A 17,335-nucleotide genomic window follows, 5' to 3' on the forward strand; every position below is an offset into this window, starting at 1 on the left:
TGATGGAAGCCGTCTTGACGCCGCTGGCGAGATCGACCGCGGTCAACAGATCGTTGACGGTCGCAGCCGGAGTACCGGCGGTGCCGAGATAGACGGTGGTGTTGCCGTTGCCGTCGGTGACGAGATTACCGCTGACGCCCGAACCGGACGCAACCGCGCTCGACGCCGGAGCAGAGCCCGAACGGAAGGTGATGGTCTTGCCGTTCACGGTCAGCGTGTCGCCGTCGGCGGGCTGGGCGTTGCCGACGAGGCCGGTCGCGGTGGTGCCGTTGGTGGCGATCAGGGTGATGGTGCCGGTTAGGGCGGTGGTGCCGTCGCCGGCCGTTGCCGCGGTGCCCGTGAACGAGCCGATGGTGGCGCCGAGCGTCGTGGTGCCGGTCGCCGCGGTGGTGCCGCCGGCCGCGCCGCTATACACCACGTTGCTGCTCGCGGTTGCGCTGGCGAACGAAGTCGTGCCACGCAGGTCAGCCGCCGTCGCACCCGCGATGGTGGCGGAGACGTTCGACTTGGTGGAGTAGCCGACTGTGGTCTGCAGCGCCTGGTTGGCGATCGACTTGGCGCTGTCGATCAGCTTCTGCAGCGAGGTGATGCCGGTGTTGGCGGCCTGCAGCACCTGCACGCCGTTGGCGATGCCGTCGAGCAGGTTGTTGATGTCGCTGGCGCGGTTGTCGAGAGACTGGGCGGTGAAGAAGTTGGTGGGATTGTCCAGGGCCGAGTTGACGCTCTTGCCGGTCGACAGACGATTCTGCGTGGTGGCGAGGAGGTCAGCGGTGGACTGGAGGGAGAGCAGGTTCTGACGAACCGATGCGGAGAGAACGATACCGGACATGACTCTGTTACCTTTCTGGTAAACGACGCTACTGTTACGCGTCTGCTTGGATCGAGATTGACCCAGCGACCGGCGGACCGTGGCGCCGAGACCTCTAACGAAACATGAAATGAACCCCGTGGTTTTGCTGGGTCGCGCATGATTCGGGTGTGGGAGCTGCCCACACCGCCGCACCACAGAACACCTATCATCTTGACAATGCTAAGTTTTTTCGCACGAACGTCGGCGATTTACAGCTCGTTAACTACTTCCAAGCGAGAATCAGGCCTTGATGAGCCGCAACGAACGCTCGGTTACGAAAGCGTTGATGGAGAACAGGCATGGCCCTCAAGGTCGAGCTCAGACCGCACGAACGCATCATCGTCGGCAACTGCGTGATTACCAACACGGACCAGCGCGCCCGTCTCCTGATCGACGGCGACAACGTGCCGATCCTGCGCGAGCGCGACATCCTCACGCCGGAGACCGCCGATACGCCCGCCAAGCTGGTCTATCTGGCGGTCCAGCTCATGTACATCTCACCGGATCCGCAGACCCAGCACGGCACCTATTTCAACCTGGTGCGCGACATCGTCACCGCGGTGCCGAGCTCCTGGCCGATCATCGAAGGCATCAACAACAACATCCTGAACGGCGACCTCTACCGGGCGCTGAAGGACGCCCGCAAGCTGATTGCCTATGAAGAGAAGCTGCGGGATCAGTACGCGGCCGCGCATCCCAAGGCGGAAGCGGACAAGGCCGACGTGAGCTCCGCCGCCTGATACACGCTTTCGCGTGCCCAAGCCACGCGAACGACAACGGCCCCGGATCGCCTCCGGGGCCGTCGTTATTTCAGGCATGCATCAATGCTACTGCGCCGCGAGCGGCGGCGCCTCGACCTCGACCAGCGCGCCGCTGCTCCGCCGTCCGCCGAACTCCAGCACGGCCGCGACCAGCGCATCGATGTCGGACTCGTCGGTGCGGTGATTGACGATCGCGGCGCGGATCGCAAACCTGCCGTCCAGCGTCGTGCTCGACGGCGCCGCGACGCCGGACTCCTGGACGTCGGCGACGATCTCGCGATTGACCGCATCATCGGCACGGTAGCGGAAGCAGACGATGTTGAGATTGACCGGCGCCAGCAATTCCAGCCGAGGTTCGGCCAGCACGCGCGCCTCGAGATATTTCGCCAGCGCGCAGCTTCGCGCGATCGCCGCACCAAGCCGATCGGTGCCGAACGTCTTCAGCGTGAACCACGTCTTCAGCGCACGAAAGCCGCGCGACAGATCGGGGCCGAGATCGCAGGGCCAGACCGCGCCCGCGGCAAGCCCCCTCGCCTCGCGGCGCAGATAAGCCGCCGGCTGCGCAAAGGCCTGCCGATGCTGCTCGCCGTCGCGCACCAGCAGGAAGCCCGCGTCGTAAGGCACCTGTCCCCATTTGTGGAAGTCGAGTGCAATTGAATCCGCGAGCTCGATGCCACCGAGCAGCGGCGCAAGCGCGGGTGACAAGATCGCGAGCGCACCGAAAGCGCCGTCGACGTGAAACCAGATTCCTTCCTCGCGGCACAGCTCAGCAATTGCCCTGAGGTCGTCGATCGCGCCGATGTCGACCGTACCGGCGGAGGCGACCACCAGGAAAGGCTTGAAGCCGACCTCGCGATCAACAGCGATCTGCGCGCGCAGCGCGGCAACGTCGATGCGATGATCGGCATCGACATCGATTTTGCGCAGCGCATCGGTGCCGAACCCGGCAACGTCCATCGCCCTGGAGACGCAGCCATGCGCAGCCTGCGACGTGTAGGCCGTGAGCAGCGCACCGTCATTGCCGATGCCATGCTGCCGCGCCAGCGTGCCGAGCGCAGCTGTGCGCGCCACCAGAACTGCCATCAGATTGGCCATCGAGGTGCCCGTGACGAAGATGCCGCTTGCGCTCTCGGGGAAGGCGAACAGGCGGCGCATCCAGTCGACGATCTGGCGCTCGACCTCGATCGGCATGTGGTCGCGCCCGCCGAGATTGGCGTTGAGGCCTGCCGCAAGCATGTCCGCGAGCATGCCGACCGCGGTGCCGCCGCCATGCACCCAGCCCATGAAGCCGGGATGGACGTTGCCGGTCGCATAGGGCGCGACACGCTCGGAGAACTCGCGATAGACCTCGGCGAGGTCGCTCGGCTCGCGCGGCACGTCGGCCCTGAATGCCGCACGGACGTCATCGGGGATCGGCCGCCAGACGGGGCGCGCCCGAACGTTGGCAATGCCGTCGATCGTCTCGTCCAGCATGCGATGGGCCAGCGCGCGAAATTCGCTCCAGTCCTGCGGATCGAGCGAAGTGCTCGTGATGGAGCTTTGCGTGTTGCGGATGATCTCGTTCATGCTGCGCTCTCCTTGCCCGTCCTTGCATGCCGCGACAGCATCGCCGTGAACGCAGCAAAGATCTTGCGCATCTGCGGCGGCTTGTAAGGAAACACGGCTGGCGAATCCATGTTGTGCACGACAGCGGTGTTGTCGGCCTCGAACACCAGCAGCTCGCGCTGCTCGTTCTCGGCGCAATCGACGATGAAATAATCGAGCCCGACGCGCCGGCTCATCTCTTCGAGCGCGCTTCTATGACGAACGGCGAAGGCGTGGTCGAAGTCGCGCATGAAGACGGCTTCCTCGGCCCGCTTCTCCTCGCTGAATGCCATGTAGGCGTTGAGATACCAGATGTCCCAGCGATCGGCGATCGCCATGTGGCAGGCGTAAGGCTTGCCGTCGACCATGGCGAGACGATATTTGCGGTAGAGCCCGTCCGGGCTCACATAGTCGACGAAGCGTGCGACGAAGAAGTCCTGCTCTTTCCGATCAGCGAGATAGGCCGCGAGCGCCGCCGCATCGTCGAGCTTCGCGAGCCCGACGCCGGCATGCGAGCCGCGCGGCCGCGCGATGATCGGAAAGCGCAATTCGCCTGCGATGTCCCCGCAGGCGATCTGGCCTCGCGCAAGATCGGACAATTGCGCGCGCGTTGCGTGGATGGTCGCGGGAATGTCCAGACCCGGCACACCAGTCAGCAGCCGATACAGCTTGTCGCGATCGAGATTGCCGATGCGATCGGGGCGATTGAGCAGTGGCCGCGGCCAGTGCGGCGCGGCCTTTTCGATCAGCGCGAGCGCCTCACGGCATTCCTCGGAATCCGACGCGACCACGATGGCAACGTCGTGCTCGGGCAAGCTTTCCGGCAGACCGACGCCCTTGACCACATAGAGGGTCAGCAGCTCGACGTCGGAGCCTTCGAGCAGGAAATCGATCGGCGTGTTGCCGCCCATGTCGATGTCGGCTGCAAGCGCGAGCACGCGCAAGCCCGGCTTCGGGGCCGCGCTGGGCGTGCGGAACAATTGATGGAAGGCCAGCACCTCGGACTGGATCGCAAGCCCCTGATCCTTGTCGCCCAGAAGCTGGGTGATCAACGACAGATCCAGCCCTTCGCCCGCGAGCGCCGTCCCCGCCGCGATCCGCGCCACGAGCTGGTCGCGCAACGGATGCAGATCGACGCCTTCGAAGGCCTGGCGCGTCAGCTGCGCAAAGCCGATACGGTCGGCATAGTTCGCCGCGCTCAAGCCGATCGGCGCGGAAATTGAATGCTGCATCTCACACCTCGAACGCAGACTTGACCGGCGCGGCCACGGCTGCGCCACGGTCGAGCAGCAGCTCGATCTTCACCAGGACGTGGGCGATGCGATCGAGAACATGCTGCACATTGCGTTGCGCCTCCGTCCTGTCCGGTGACCAGGCCTCCGTCACGAGCCGTGCGCCGACGCAGAGGCGCAGCACCGCCTGCGGCGTCTCGTCCTGCCGCCCCAGCCGGACCGGCTGGCCGATCAGGCAGCGCTGCGCCGCGACGTCGCGGTCGGCTGCGCTGCCGCTGACCTCTTCGCTCATGTCACGCACCAGCGCGCGATGAACGGCCGCCGTCTCGGCAATCGAGACCGGCTTGCCGTCGCGCAGCAGCGTGAACGGAAAGATCGTGGCGTGCGCGAATTCCTCGTCGTCGACGCCGGCCGTGTGGAGCGCGGCTGGAACAGCGCGCAACGACGGCGACAACGCGATCATGCTGTCGATGCCGGCGGCAAGCTCGGCGAGCATCGCGGCGCGAAAGGCCCCGGGTACGGCGTAGTAGCTGCCGATCTCGGCCAGCGCCGCCTCCCAGCGCAGCCATTGACCGAAATTCGGACGGCGTTCGAACCGCGAGCGCAGCGCCGTCCAGGCCATCGGCCAATCGCAACGGCCGGCGTAGTCGAAGATACCAGGCGCGATTCCCTGCACCCGATCGAGCGACCGCGAGAGGCCCTTCGGCACCAGCAGCGCGCCGCTGAAGGCAGGCCCGCCGAAGAATTTCGAGCCGGTCATCAGCACCATATAGCCGCGGTCGAGATAGGCGCGCAGCCGGCGGCGGCCGAGCCTGGCCTGGCAGGCGTCGACGACGATCTGGACCTTGCGCGGCCAGCGCCGCGCGATCTCCTCGAGGCAGGCCGCGCTCGGTGCACGCCATCCGAGCTTCGAGGAATCCATGATCTGGAGCAGCACGGGTGCGCCCTGCGCGATCGTGGTCTCGACCGCATGCAGCACCGCGGCATCAGCGTCCGCGCGCATGGCGATCCCGGGCGCGCCTTCGCACAGTGGCAACGCAAGACTTGCGCCGGCGAGTCCGGCAACCGCGCCGTCCTTGCGAACCGCAACGCCGCTCGCCGTCATGGCGCCGAAATGATGTCCACGCGCAGTATGGGCCGTGCCGCTGCCGGTCTGCTCGGCGCCGACCACGATCGTCACCGGCGGCGCGCCGAGCACCGCGCGCGCCAGGAACAGGGCGTGGAGCTGCGAGTCCGTGCCGGACGGCGAGAACACCACGTCGACGCGCGGCGAGAGCTGGAGGTGACCGCGCAACTCGTCGCGCATGTCCTCGCACCGCGCATCGAACGCGATCTCGACCTCGTCGAACAGGCACTTGTGCATCAGCTCTTCGCGCGCCCGCGCGGCACGGTCGTAGGCCGCTTGCGAGATCGTCGATGCGGTCGAGGAGGCGAAATTCCAGATCTCCGGCTCCGGTAAAGCCGCGCAGCCATAGGCGCTGACGCGCTCCCTGGGATCGAGCGCGAGCCGCGGATCTCCGCCGGAGACGAGCAGCGTATCGAGGGGCGTGAAGAGATCGCGCAGACGATAGCGCGAACCGCCGTCGGACGCGCGCTCCGTCTCTGACAAACGGGATGTGCCGGCGCTCATTCCGGACCGCTCACGCCGCGGCATCGGCCGCCGCCGCAGGCACGGCTGCGAATTGCGAGGCGATGTCGCCGCGGAACACCGACGGCCCGACGTGATCGAGCGAGCTCTGAATGTCGGCCCAGATCTCGCCGCCGATATCGGTCCAGCGCTTGCAGAAGGCGAAGTCCTCGGACAGATACGTGCCGGTTGCCGGATCGATCATGCATTCGAACAGCGCGAACCGGTTCGGGCTCGCGACAAGCGTATCGTGCGAATGCTCGCGGAAGAATTGCAGGCTCGCATAGTCCGGGTGGCGGCACATCGCCTCCAGCACGTGGCGCCGGATCATCAGGAACCCCGTGCCGGCATAACGCACGCGGGTAAAGCCGTTGACCACCACGATGCGGTCGGGATCCTCGATCTCGAGCACGTAGTCGAGCGAGGCGGCCGGCACGTCGGCCCGGCCCGACTGGATCGCACGCGCGGCCTTGTCCCAGTTGACCCGCTTGATCGGATAGCAGCCGGCCACGACGTCCGCGCCGCATTCGATCAGCCGGAACACCTGCTCCGGCTTGAACCCGATATCGGCATCGATGAACAGGAAATGCGTCGCCCTGGGATCGTCCAGGAACATCGCGACCAGGTTGGCCCGCGCCCGCGTGATCAGCGCATCGCCGTCGCGCAGATGCACCTTGAGCTCGAGATTGGACATGCCGTGCACGGCGCGCTGGAGCGCAAAGATCGAGCTCGCATAGATGCTCGACACCTGCCCGCCGAAGCAAGGCGTCGCCACCACCAGCTGCATCTTGTCCGACATCGACCGCTCCGCCCCCGCTGCAATCCTCACCAAGAGGTAAACAGGCATGGTTAACGGCGTCTTAACGCGGCCTCTTACAGGAACTTGACGAGCGAAAGCTGCGCCAGGTTCGAGGTCACCTGGTAGGACGCCTGCAACGCGTTCTGGAGCGCCAGGATCTCGCTCGCGACCTGGTCGGGCGAAGCCGATTCCGCCTGGTCGATGATGGTCTGGAGCTGCGCCTTGGCCTGGGTCTGCCGCGTGCTCGCGTCCTTCATCGTGTTCTGGGCCATCGCGATGTCGGTCTGGATGTCCTCGATGCGCTGCTGCCCCGGCTGTTGCGTCAGCGCCTGCGTCACCCGCAGGCTCAGCGCCGAGACCTGCCCGCCCGAATATTGCCCGGTCGGCGAGGTCGAGAAGGTCCCGAACACCGCGATCGCCTGCAACTGCCGGCGAATCGCATCCTCGTTCGCCTGGGCGCCATACTGCACCGTGACGGCATCGTCGACCCGCGCCATCGCGGTCGAGCGCGGCGAGCCGGGCCCGTCATTGCCGAGGTACCACTTCACGGTGGTGGCCGAGCCGTTCACCAGCGTCGTCGCCGAGCTCGCCGGCGAGGAGCCAACGCGCAGCGGCGGCTGGGTGGCGGTGACGGGCGTCGAGCTGAAACCGAGCGCACTCAGCGCGCCGGTGTTCGAAGTCGTGATGTTGAGGCTCGCCGCATCGTCGGTGTTGATCGTGATCGAGCCGCCATGGACCGTCGAGGGCTTCGACGTCCCGGTGATCTGGTCGATCTTGCTGAGCAGGGTCTGGACGCTGTCGGTGACGTTGAGCTGGTTGCCGGTCGCACCCGAGCTGACGAAGGTCAGCGTGGTGCCGTTGACGGTGATGGTGTCGCCCGCGACGAAGCCCGGCGAGATCGAGTCCGAGGGGCTCGCGCCTGATAGCGCCGTCGCGCCGGTCACGGGGGCCGGCGGCGCCGCCTGGTTGTTGACGGGCGTGCCGATCGCCGAGCTCGCGGTGTTGAAGAAATTGTCGCCAGCGACGACCGCGGATGCCGCGACCAGCGAGGTGTTGGCAAGCTTGGTGATCGCGGTGTTCAGCGCCGTGTTGAGGTTCGCGGCGGTGTTGTTCGGATTGACGGGGGTACTCGCGTCGATCGCAAAGCTGCCGAGCGGCGTCGGCGTGGCCGAGGACGCGGTCAGGTCGATCTGCTCGATCGTGCCGTCCGGCAGCGTGAACTGGACGCTCAGCTTGTCGCCGTTGTTCGGGTTGACACCGTTGAGATCGACCGAGAACGACACCGGCGAGCCGCTGGGGCCGGTGACGGTCGCGCCCGTCAGGGTCGAGGACACCGCCTTGATCTTGAGCCCGAACGGCGATCCGGCGACGTCCTCTGACACCTGCACCGAGCTCGGCGTCGGCTGCGTCTGCACCAGCCGCCCCATGCCGTTGGCCCCCAAGTCGGCGGCCTGGCGCTCCGCCATGACGGTCTTGAAGCCGGCCTGCGTCGTGGTGCCGTTGATGATGTCGCCGGCATCCGCGACCGACTGGGTGTTGACGGCCGTCCCGGAGAACAGATAGCGGCTGCCGGTCTGCGTGTTGAGGACGCCGACCATCGAGCCGAACTGCGCGGCGGCGGTGTTCTGCGCGACGGTCTGGCCGTTGACGTTGAGATCCTGCGCGGTAGAGGCCGAGCCCGTCTGCACCGTGCTGCGGATCTTCGTCAGCGATTGGAGCGCGGTATTGGCGAGGTTGATGCTGACATTGACGTTGGTGATCGTGTCGGTATAGGCGGCGATGTTGGAGAGCTGCGCGCGCCCGGCGATGGCGAAGCCCTCGTTGGTGCCCATGCCGGAATAGTTCTGCGACAGCTTGCCGGTCGAAAGCTGCGTCGACAGGTCGGTGAGCTGCTGGTTGATGTTGCGGATCTGCGCGCCGAGAATCGACGAAGAGTAGTTGATGCTGCTGATCGACATCTTTCAGAGCCCTGTTACTTCTTACCGTTGAGCCTGGATCAACGTGTTCATCATGCTTTGCACCACCGACATGACGTGGGCGTTGGCGGCATAGGCATTCTGAAGCTGGATCAGGCTCGACATCTCCGTGTCCAGATTGACCTTGGAGGTCGAGTCGAACTTGGCCTGGAGCGTCGAGACCACGACGCTCTGGCCCTGCTGCAGCTGGGTCGCCTGGGTCGCGGCGTTGGCCTGGACGCTCAAGAACTGCTGGAGGTAGTTCGAGACGCTGCCGGTGAAGGGCTGGCTCGCCGAGCCGAGGCCGCTCTGCGGCGAATAGGAGAACACCGCACTGGTGAGCTGCGAATAGAGATAGTCCGAACGCGTGGTGTCGCCCGCGGGCGTCACCGGCGAGGTGTTGTAGACCGACAGCCGGGTCGGATCGGAAACCAGCTGGGTGTTCACGGCGATGCGCCCGGCGAGGCCGGTCATCTGCGAGCCCGATGCCGTGATCGCGCCGGTGTAGAGCGCCTGCCCGCCATCGGTGAACAGCGGCAGCTGCGGATTGCCCGAGGTCAGCGACGAGATCGTCTTGGTGGTCGAAGCCGAATTGACCTTGGCAAGACCGGTGTTGTCGTCGGTCACCCGCAGCGTCGTGGCTGTCGCCGGCGACGGGGCGGCGGAGAACGACAGATGCGAGCCTGACAAGGCGGTGTTGAGCGCAGAGGCGATCGCGCCCATGCCGCCGGAGAAGTTGACGCCGATCCGCATCGGGTTGGCGTTCGTCTCATTCTGGAGCGGCAGCGCGGCCGGGTCGGTCACGTTGACCAGCGTGATCTGGCGCTGCGTGTTGGTGGCCGTGTCCGTGTAGGTGATGTTGACGGTGTTGCCCGGCGCCGCCCCGGCGAGGTCGAGATCGAACCCGGCCGGCGGACCGGAGACCGTGCTGCCGGCCGTGGTCTTGTCGGACAGCGCGCTCGCCATCGTGGCGGCGAGCTGGTCGAGCTGGTTCTGCGCCTGCACCAGCGTCTGGTCGCGCAGCTTCAGATCGGCCGCGATCTGGCCGGAAGACACCACGTTGTTGGCGACGACGTCGACCTGCGAGCCGTTCGGCAGCTTGATGTTGAACGCGCCGACGCCGGACTTGGCCGGATCGATGTTGTAGAGCGAGGTCGCCGACAGCGCGCCGGCGGAGGCAAAGGAGAATTCCGAGGCGAGCCCGGCGCCGACCAGCTGGATGCCGGTCGTGGTGTAGATGTTGGCCTGGTTCGAACCGTCGGTGGTGACGCGAACGTCGACATATTTCGACAGCGTGTTGATGGCCTGGTCACGCTGGTCCATCAGCGTGGCGGCCGAGGGGTCGTTCGCCGACAGGCCCTGAAGCTTGGTGTTGATATCAGCGATCTGCTTCATCGCCGCATTCGCGGCTTGCGCCGAGTTGCCGAGGTCCTGCTCGACGTTGGAGCGCAGCGACTGGATGCCCTTGGTGGTGACGTTGAGCTGCTGCGCCAAGGCCTGCGCGGCACCCAGCGCGACGGTCTGCGCCGACGACGCGCCCGAGCTGGTCGAGAGCGCCTGGAGCGCCGTGGTGAACTTGTTGAGCGCGCTTTCGAGCGTGCCGGCATTGCCGGGCGTGCCATAGACATTCTGAAGCTGCTTCAGGATGTTGGCCATCTGGTCGGCGTAGCCGCTGCCGCCGGTCTCGGTCCGCAGCTGGTTCAGCACAAAGGTGTCGAGCTCGCGGCTGACGCCGGTCGTCATCGCCGTCGAGCCGAACTCGCCGGTGGTGACCTCGATCTGGTTCGGCGTCTGGACGACGTAACCCGGCGTCTGCGCATTGGCGACGTTCGAGGAGACGATCGAGAGCGCGGCCTGGTTGGCACGCAGGCCGCTCATCGCACTGGCGAGGGCTGAACTCAAACCCATATCACTGACCCGCCTTTGGTTACGTCACGCGCCGATCAGCGCAACACGTTCAAGAGGTCCTGCACCATCGAATTCGCGGTCGTGATCACCTTGGTGTTGGCCGAATAGGCCTGCTGGGTCACGATCAGCTTGGTGAATTCGTCGGCGATGTCGGTGTTGGAGCCTTCCAGCGACGAGCCGCTGATGGTGCCCGAGGCGCCGTCGATGGCGTCTCCCGACTGTTCAGTCGCGGCATAGGCGCCGCCATCGAGCGCCTTCAGGTAGTTGGTGCCGTTGAAATGCGACAGCTGCACCTGGGCGAGGTTGAGGTTCTGGCCGTTCGAGAACGTCCCGACCACGGTGCCATTGTTGTTGACGGCGACCGAGCGCAGCTGACCGGCGGCATAGCCGTTCTGGGTGATGGTGTTGATGGTCACCGCGCCGCTGGTGCTGGCATATTGCGTCAGTCCGCCCGAGGAGATGTTGAAGGCGACCGAGCCGAGCGACTGGCCGCTGACGGTGACGTTGTTGATGGTGATGCCCGAGCCGCTCGGCGAGGTCAGCGAGCCGTCGGCGGCAAAGGTGAAGGTCTGGCCGGTATTGACCCAGCCGACGGTGGTGCCGGTCGCGTTCGGATCGGTCTGGTAGAACAGGTTCCAGCTATCGGAATGGCCCGCGCCCAGCGAGGCGCTGTCGGTCTTGGCCCAGCGCAATTGCAGGTTCACCGGCGTGCCGGCGGCGTTGTAGGCGGTCACCGCGCCGCCGCTGATCGATTCCTTGGTGAAGGTGGCAATGTCGTTGCCGATCACGCCGCCGGTGCCGGCGGTGCCGCCACCGTCGCGATTCTTGGTGATGGTCGAGGTGAAGCCGAGCGCCGAGAAGGCGGCGCTGTTGGAGCTGGACACCGTCAGGTTCGAGACAGTGCCGGTGTTCAGCGTGATCACGCCGCCGCTGCTGACCGACGACCCCGAGGCGCCGGAGAGCGCGTCGATCTTGCCGAGCAGCGTCGTGACGTTGTCGGTGGTACCGATCTGGTTAGGGCCGGACGGGGTCGCGGGCGGCGCTACGAACGTCAATGTCTGACCGTTGACGGTGATGGTATCGCCGCCCGAAAAGCCGGATGTGAGCACCTGGGCGCCGCCGGCGGTCGCAGGGCCGCTCAGCACCGTCGCGCCCGAGATCGCGGGCGAGGACAGCACGTTGCCGCCGCGCGTCACGCTGCTGATGCCGAGCGCGGTGGCGGCCGTGCCGCTGCCGACCGCGACGTCAGTGCCGGTGCCGGTCGAGATCTGGATATTGCCGCTGACCGAGAGCGAAGCCGTGACGCCGGCGCCGCCGGCAGTCTGGATCGCGTTCAGGATGTCGGCCACCGTCGCCGTCGTGCCCGCACCGAGACCGATCGTGGTGTTGCTGCCGACCGTCGAGACCGTGGTGCCGCCGTTGAAGGTGATCGTGTTGCCGTTGATGGTCAGCGTCTGGCCGCTCAGCGCGGTGAGAATGCTGGAGGCGAGATGCGTGCCGGCGGCGTTGTCGAGGGTGGTGGGGGTAGAGGCCACCGCCGACGAATTGTTCTGGAGCGCCACCGTGCCCGTGCCGGTCGTCGACGAGTAGGCCGAGCGGATGTTGCCGGTCGCAGCCGCGCCTGACACCGTTGCGTTGGCGTAGGGCGCCGGCGGCGTGCCGACCGGCAGCGGGTTGGCCGCGAAATCCGACGGGTTCAGCCCGCCGGCCGCCAGCAGCGTGCCGGTCGACGCGGTCGTTTTCGCCACTGTGTTCGGCTGGGTCGGCAGGTTCGCCGCGTACTGGATCGAGGTGGTTGCCTGCGCCGGAATGAAGTTGTTCTGGAATTGCAGGACGCTCGCCACGCTGCCGGTCGGGTTGCCGGTCTTCGGATCGACCGTGACGCCCATCAGGTAATAGCCGGCGCCGTTGACCAGATTGCCGTTGGCATTGAGCTGGAAGTCGCCACGCCTCGTGTAGTAGGTCACCCCGGTGAACACCGGCACGTTGTCGACGACGCCGCTCGCCTTCTGGATCGAGAAGAAGCCGTCGCCGGTGATCGCCATGTTGGTGGCGACGCTAGAGGACGAGATCGTGCCCTGCGTGGTGATGGTGGCTTTCGCGTTGGCCGTCACGCCACCCGCGACCTGCTTGCTCGGCACGGACGAGTCTGGAATGAGGTCGACGAAGCTGGTGCCGATGCCCTTGTAACCGGTGGTGGACGAGTTCGCGATGTTGCCGGAAATGTTCTGAAGCGCGAAGGACTGCGCCTGCAGGCCACCCACCGAGGTGTTCATTGCATCGAAGATACCCATAACTTTGTCTCCAAATCCGATCTCGGCGGCCGGTCGACCATGGCCGCAGTCGGAAGAGACGTCGCAAGGCCTATGCCAATGCGGGTATCTTCAGGAAATCAATGACTTGAATGAATATGCCCCGGTCGGAGGACCGGGGCACAATTGCCGGGCCGGCAACAATTGCCGGGACGATCGGTCGTTCCGGTGCCACCGGGTGCTGTCAGCCTGCAGCCAGTTTAGATCTTGTTGGTGTCCTGATTTGCGGATGACCTCTTGCGGGTAATTAGCAGCCACGCGGCAAGGCCCAAGATCGTTACCCACAATGCGATCCGAATGGCTTTTGTCTCGCCATCATCCGTGAGGCCGTCGAGCGTGAGCAAAACATAGACAACAACGCAGCCGGACAGCGTCCACTTCAAAGCCGTCCTGCTCACCTTAAGCTCCCAATGACCGCCTTACGTCGCCGACGCCGCGGCCGGGTGGAACACCAGGCCGAAACCGTCGATACAATAGCGCAATCCGGTCGGCTTCGGACCGTCGTCGAAGACATGGCCGAGATGGCCGCCGCAGCGCCGGCAATGCACCTCGGTGCGGACCATGCCGTAGGTGCGGTCCTCGGTCTTGCCGACATTGCCCTCGATCGGCGCATAGAAGCTCGGCCAGCCCGTGCCGCTCTCGAACTTGGTCTCTGACGCAAACAGCGGCAGGTCGCAGCCGGCGCAGGCGAAGATGCCTTTGCGGTGCTCCTTCAGCAGCGGGCTGGAGCCGGGCCGCTCGGTGCCATGATTGCGCAGGATCTCATATTGCTGCGGCGTGAGCTGGGCACGCCATTCGGCCTCCGTCTTCACAATCTCGAACGTTTCCGCGGCCTTCTCGCCAGCCTCGGCGGGGGATGCTGTCAGCCAGCGGAAGGCCGAAAGGCCAAACAGGCCGGCGACGGTCGATAGCAGGATGCGGCGGTCAAACATGTCATTCTCCGTGCGCGGGAAATCCACGCCCTGAGATACGGGCTTCTGTCGGCCGACGTTACACGTCCGGGCGGAATTTCTCTCAACTTATTGCGAGACGCGGTCGTCGTGCGCGACCGGTTCCGCGGCTTCGATCGCAGGTTTCTGCGGCGGGGCCGGTCGCGGCCGGACGCCGTCCGGGGGACGACGCGGACCGGTGCCGGCGGCCCGGTTGGCTTCAGCGAGGCGCGCCTCGCGTTCTCTGTCCTTGACCCTGGCGCGCTCGCGATAGCGGGCGAGCGCGCCTGCCGCGGCGGAGCTCGCCCTGCCCCAGATCCCGACCAGCTGGCCGGCGACGCGCCCCGTGGCGCCGCCCGCCCAGACCAGCTCGAACGGCGAGAACAGCTTCCAGCGCTCATCGCCCCACAAGATGCTGCGCGCGATCATCTGTCCGGCCATGGCGGAGGTGTTCATGCCCTGGCGGCCGAACCCGCTCGCCACCCACAGGCCTTTGCGCAGCTGGCCGATCTGCGGCATGCCGTGCACGGTCTGGCCGGTGGCGCCGCCGAACATCTCGGTGATCTCGACATTGCCGAGCTCGGGAAAGATCGTGCGGATCCGCCTCCTGACGGCGCCGGCGAAGCGCTGCGGACGCGCCGCCCAGGTGGTCTCCGGGCTTTCCCACATCAGCCGGTCGCCATCGACGATTCGGAAATGATCGACGCCGTCGGAATCCATCACGGATCCCTTGAAGGCGATGATCTCATGCAAGCGCTCGCCGAGCGGCGCGGTGATGCCGGCATAGCGCCAGACCGGCAGCAGCGTCTCCGACAGGCGCCTCAAGGGCGCGCCGAGATGGATGTTGCCCGCGAGCACGATGTGGCTGGCGCGCAGCCGCGCCGTGGGCGTGACGATGCGCTTGCGGATGCCGGAATGATCGATGCTGACCACCGGCGTGTCCTCGAAGATGCGGGCGCCGGCCCGCCGCGCCAGTGCCGCAAGGCCATGCACATATTTCCGGCCGTCGACCTGGAACGCTTTGGGGTAATACACGCCGTGGAAGTAGCGATCGGTCTTGAGCACGTCGCGAACACGATCGGCCTGCCAGCCCTCGACCTCGGTATCGAAATCCTCGTTCAACATCTGCAACCGGCTGATCAGCCGGTCGCCGGCGTCGACGTTGGAGACCTCCAGCACGCCGTCGCTTCTGGCGATCCCCGGCATGTTCTCTTCCGTGACATTGGCGCGGACGAATTCGGCGCCCTCCTTCGACAGCGTCCACAACTCGCGCGCATCTTCGAAGCCGATGCGCTCGATCAGGTCGGTGAGCGGCAGCGCAAAGCCCGGCATCACGGTGCCGAGCTGGTTGCCGGAGGCGTTCCAGCCGATATGGCGGCCCTCGAGCACTGCGACACTGGCGCCCAGCCGGGCCGCTTCCAGCGCGATGGAAAGCCCGGCAAGCCCCGCGCCGATGACGCAGATGTCGGCATCGAGATCGAACGACAGCCGCGCGCGGTCGCGAAAGCCGGCTTCTTCCTGGGACACGCTTGTGAAAGTCTCGCTCATAGCGTTTCTTAAGATACCAACTGGGCGCCTGTCACCTTGTCCTCAACCGGCGCCTGTAGATTATCCTGGATGCGTAACGATTCGAGAATGCCATGCGCCGTTTGATGCTGCTGCGTCACGCCAAGACCGAGACCGACGCACCGAGCGGCCGTGACCAGGACCGCCGGCTCGACGACCGCGGCCACAGGGACGCCGCGGAGATAGGCGACTGGATCGCCTCCCATCCACCCTTCCCCAATACCGTGCTGGTGTCGCACGCCGTGCGGGCCCGGCAGACCTGGGACATCGCCTGGGCGGCGATGAAGGACCGCGTCCCGGCGCCGCAGGTCGAGGTCCTGCCGGAACTCTATGGCGCCGATCCCGCGCAGATCCTGGACTCCATTCGCACTGCAACCGCCCCGGCCGATCCGAAGCGATTGCTGCTGATCGGCCACAATCCCGGCATGCACGAGATCGCCCTGATGCTGATCGGCGGCGGCGATCCTGATGGCGCCAGGGCGCTCGCCCACAACCTGCCCACGGCGGGGCTTGCGATCTTCGACTTTGACGTCAAGGATTGGGATGACGTGGCCTACCGCCGCGGCAAGCTGGTGCTGTTCGTCAGCCCCAAGCTGCTTCGATCGGGCTAGAGACGCGCGGGCGCCGTCTCGGCCGATTGGTCCAGCTTGGTCATTAGGGAGGCGCAGATGTTCAAGTCCATCCTCGTGCCCATCGACCTCGCCGACACCGATCTCGCCAAGCCGGCGATCGCGACCGCGGCGACGTTGTCGCAGACCTGGAGCGGCACCGTGCGCCTGCTCAACGTGCTGCCGATGACGCCGGTGATGCTGGCCGAATACGTCCCGGCCGATTTCGACGAGCAGCAGCGCCAGACCTCGGAAGAGGCCCTCGCCATCGTCGCGCGCGAATCCGGCATCGAGCCTTCCCGCATCTCCAGCGTGGTGCGCCAGGGCGGCATCTATCACGAGATCCTGGAGGAAGCCGCGCACATGAAGGCCGACCTGATCGTCATGACCTCGCACCGGCCGGCGATGCGCACCTACTTCCTCGGCTCCAACGCCGGACACGTCGTGCGCTACGCCAAGTGCTCGGTGCTGGTGGTGAGGCACTAGGGGCGCAGCAAACTCCGCTCTCGTGCCCCGGACGCTGCGCAGCACGAAGTGATGCGCTGCAGAGCCGGGGCCCATGCAGCAGCGAGTGCGTGGCTTGCTGGGTCCCGGCTCTGCGCAGCAACGCTACGCGCTGCAGCGCGTCCGGGACACGAGAGGGGAGCATATCGCTCCCCCTCACCCCGCCGTTGCGAGCGTAGCGATACCCGCGGATCGGTGACGAGAAGACCTGGACTGCGTTGCTTGCACTCCATCCGGGCTACGAGACCTTGTGTTGCCCGACGGGCAAAACACGCCATCTGTTGGTCGATACCGGTCGCCGAAAATATCCCACTTTACCTAAATTCGGAAATTGCGTATATTCGCCGCAACCCGGCCCAAGGAAGAGGGGCGTATCGCGATCGTCACGAACGCGGGCTGGGCGGCGGTGGACGTGAGTTGCACCGGCGCGAAAAGCTTCGCAGGGCGGGCAACCGTGAGCGAAGACCTCGTGCCAACGACAGGTGCGGTTCGCGTACGGCAAAATCGTGTGGTCCTGGCGCCCGGGGTCTGTGCGCCAAGTCTTGTGGTGATGTGTGCTGTCCGACCGGGCACGCGCATCAGCCATCCGCAAGGCGACGGGGGCAATAGTGCATCGCTCCCCGGGGAGCAACTGTGCTGAAGTAGACCGCCGATCGGCCGGCCTCAAGGCTGGCGCTGGACGCGCCACCGCCTTTGGCGG

At 66.0% G+C, this 17,335-nt stretch carries 14 protein-coding genes; 3 read left to right on the forward strand and 11 right to left on the reverse strand.

Annotation, left to right across the window (positions count from 1 at the left end):
* Nucleotides 1–829, reverse strand: an 829-nt coding sequence (locus CVM73_RS37605; RefSeq protein ID WP_146006733.1) for a DUF1522 domain-containing protein, incomplete at its 3' end; no start/stop codon positions are given.
* 320 nt (nt 830–1,149) lie between these two features.
* On the opposite strand from CVM73_RS37605, the gene flbT reads away from it, so the two are divergent.
* A complete protein-coding gene (gene flbT, locus CVM73_RS37610) occupies nt 1,150–1,590 on the forward strand; it encodes a flagellar biosynthesis repressor FlbT (RefSeq protein ID WP_100236765.1) in 441 nt (146 codons plus the stop codon).
* Nucleotides 1,591–1,677: 87 nt separating this feature from the next.
* Here the strand turns inward: flbT and CVM73_RS37615 are convergent, their stop codons facing one another.
* From CVM73_RS37615 to CVM73_RS37660, 10 genes are all read right to left on the reverse strand, one after another.
* Entirely contained in the window at nt 1,678–3,177 is a 1,500-nt protein-coding gene (locus CVM73_RS37615; RefSeq protein ID WP_100236766.1) for a pyridoxal phosphate-dependent decarboxylase family protein, read from the reverse strand.
* Nucleotides 3,174–4,427 (reverse strand): ATP-grasp domain-containing protein, encoded by a 1,254-nt coding sequence (locus tag CVM73_RS37620; protein ID WP_100236767.1) that lies wholly within the window; start codon nt 4,425–4,427, stop codon nt 3,174–3,176. Before CVM73_RS37620 ends, CVM73_RS37615 begins: the two co-directional genes overlap by 4 nt.
* A 1-nt stretch (nt 4,428) precedes the next feature.
* Nucleotides 4,429–6,057 carry a hypothetical protein gene (locus CVM73_RS37625; RefSeq protein WP_208639289.1) on the reverse strand — a complete coding sequence of 543 codons (1,629 nt, stop codon included), beginning with the start codon at nt 6,055–6,057 and terminating at the stop codon, nt 4,429–4,431.
* A 10-nt stretch (nt 6,058–6,067) separates the two neighbouring features.
* Entirely contained in the window at nt 6,068–6,853 is a 786-nt protein-coding gene (locus CVM73_RS37630) for a hypothetical protein (RefSeq protein ID WP_100236769.1), read from the reverse strand.
* 74 nt (nt 6,854–6,927) lie between these two features.
* Complete coding sequence (locus CVM73_RS37635) at nt 6,928–8,811, reverse strand: flagellar protein (RefSeq protein ID WP_100236770.1); 1,884 nt, start codon at nt 8,809–8,811, stop codon at nt 6,928–6,930.
* Nucleotides 8,812–8,832: 21 nt separating this feature from the next.
* Entirely contained in the window at nt 8,833–10,716 is a 1,884-nt protein-coding gene (gene flgK, locus CVM73_RS37640; protein ID WP_100236771.1) for a flagellar hook-associated protein FlgK, read from the reverse strand.
* A gap of 35 nt (nt 10,717–10,751) precedes the next feature.
* Complete coding sequence (locus tag CVM73_RS37645) at nt 10,752–13,010, reverse strand: flagellar hook-basal body complex protein (protein ID WP_100236772.1); 2,259 nt, start codon at nt 13,008–13,010, stop codon at nt 10,752–10,754.
* A 218-nt stretch (nt 13,011–13,228) separates the two neighbouring features.
* A complete protein-coding gene (locus tag CVM73_RS37650) occupies nt 13,229–13,426 on the reverse strand; it encodes a hypothetical protein (RefSeq protein WP_146006734.1) in 198 nt (65 codons plus the stop codon).
* A 21-nt stretch (nt 13,427–13,447) separates the two neighbouring features.
* Complete coding sequence (msrB, locus tag CVM73_RS37655; RefSeq protein WP_167407291.1) at nt 13,448–13,960, reverse strand: peptide-methionine (R)-S-oxide reductase MsrB; 513 nt, start codon at nt 13,958–13,960, stop codon at nt 13,448–13,450.
* A gap of 87 nt (nt 13,961–14,047) precedes the next feature.
* A complete protein-coding gene (locus tag CVM73_RS37660) occupies nt 14,048–15,505 on the reverse strand; it encodes an NAD(P)/FAD-dependent oxidoreductase (RefSeq protein ID WP_100236775.1) in 1,458 nt (485 codons plus the stop codon).
* Nucleotides 15,506–15,597: 92 nt separating this feature from the next.
* Here CVM73_RS37660 and CVM73_RS37665 point away from each other — a divergent pair, with 92 nt between their 5' ends.
* On the forward strand, nt 15,598–16,134 hold the full coding sequence (locus tag CVM73_RS37665) for a SixA phosphatase family protein (protein ID WP_100236776.1): 537 nt from the start codon (nt 15,598–15,600) through the stop codon (nt 16,132–16,134).
* Nucleotides 16,135–16,191: 57 nt separating this feature from the next.
* The gene (locus tag CVM73_RS37670) at nt 16,192–16,617 is read left to right on the forward strand and encodes a universal stress protein (protein ID WP_027577099.1); all 426 of its coding nucleotides are present in this window, start codon (nt 16,192–16,194) and stop codon (nt 16,615–16,617) included.
* Nucleotides 16,618–17,335 lie beyond the last annotated feature (718 nt).

The sequence above is a fragment of the Bradyrhizobium forestalis genome, from assembly GCF_002795245.1.
Lineage (GTDB): Bacteria > Pseudomonadota > Alphaproteobacteria > Rhizobiales > Xanthobacteraceae > Bradyrhizobium > Bradyrhizobium forestalis.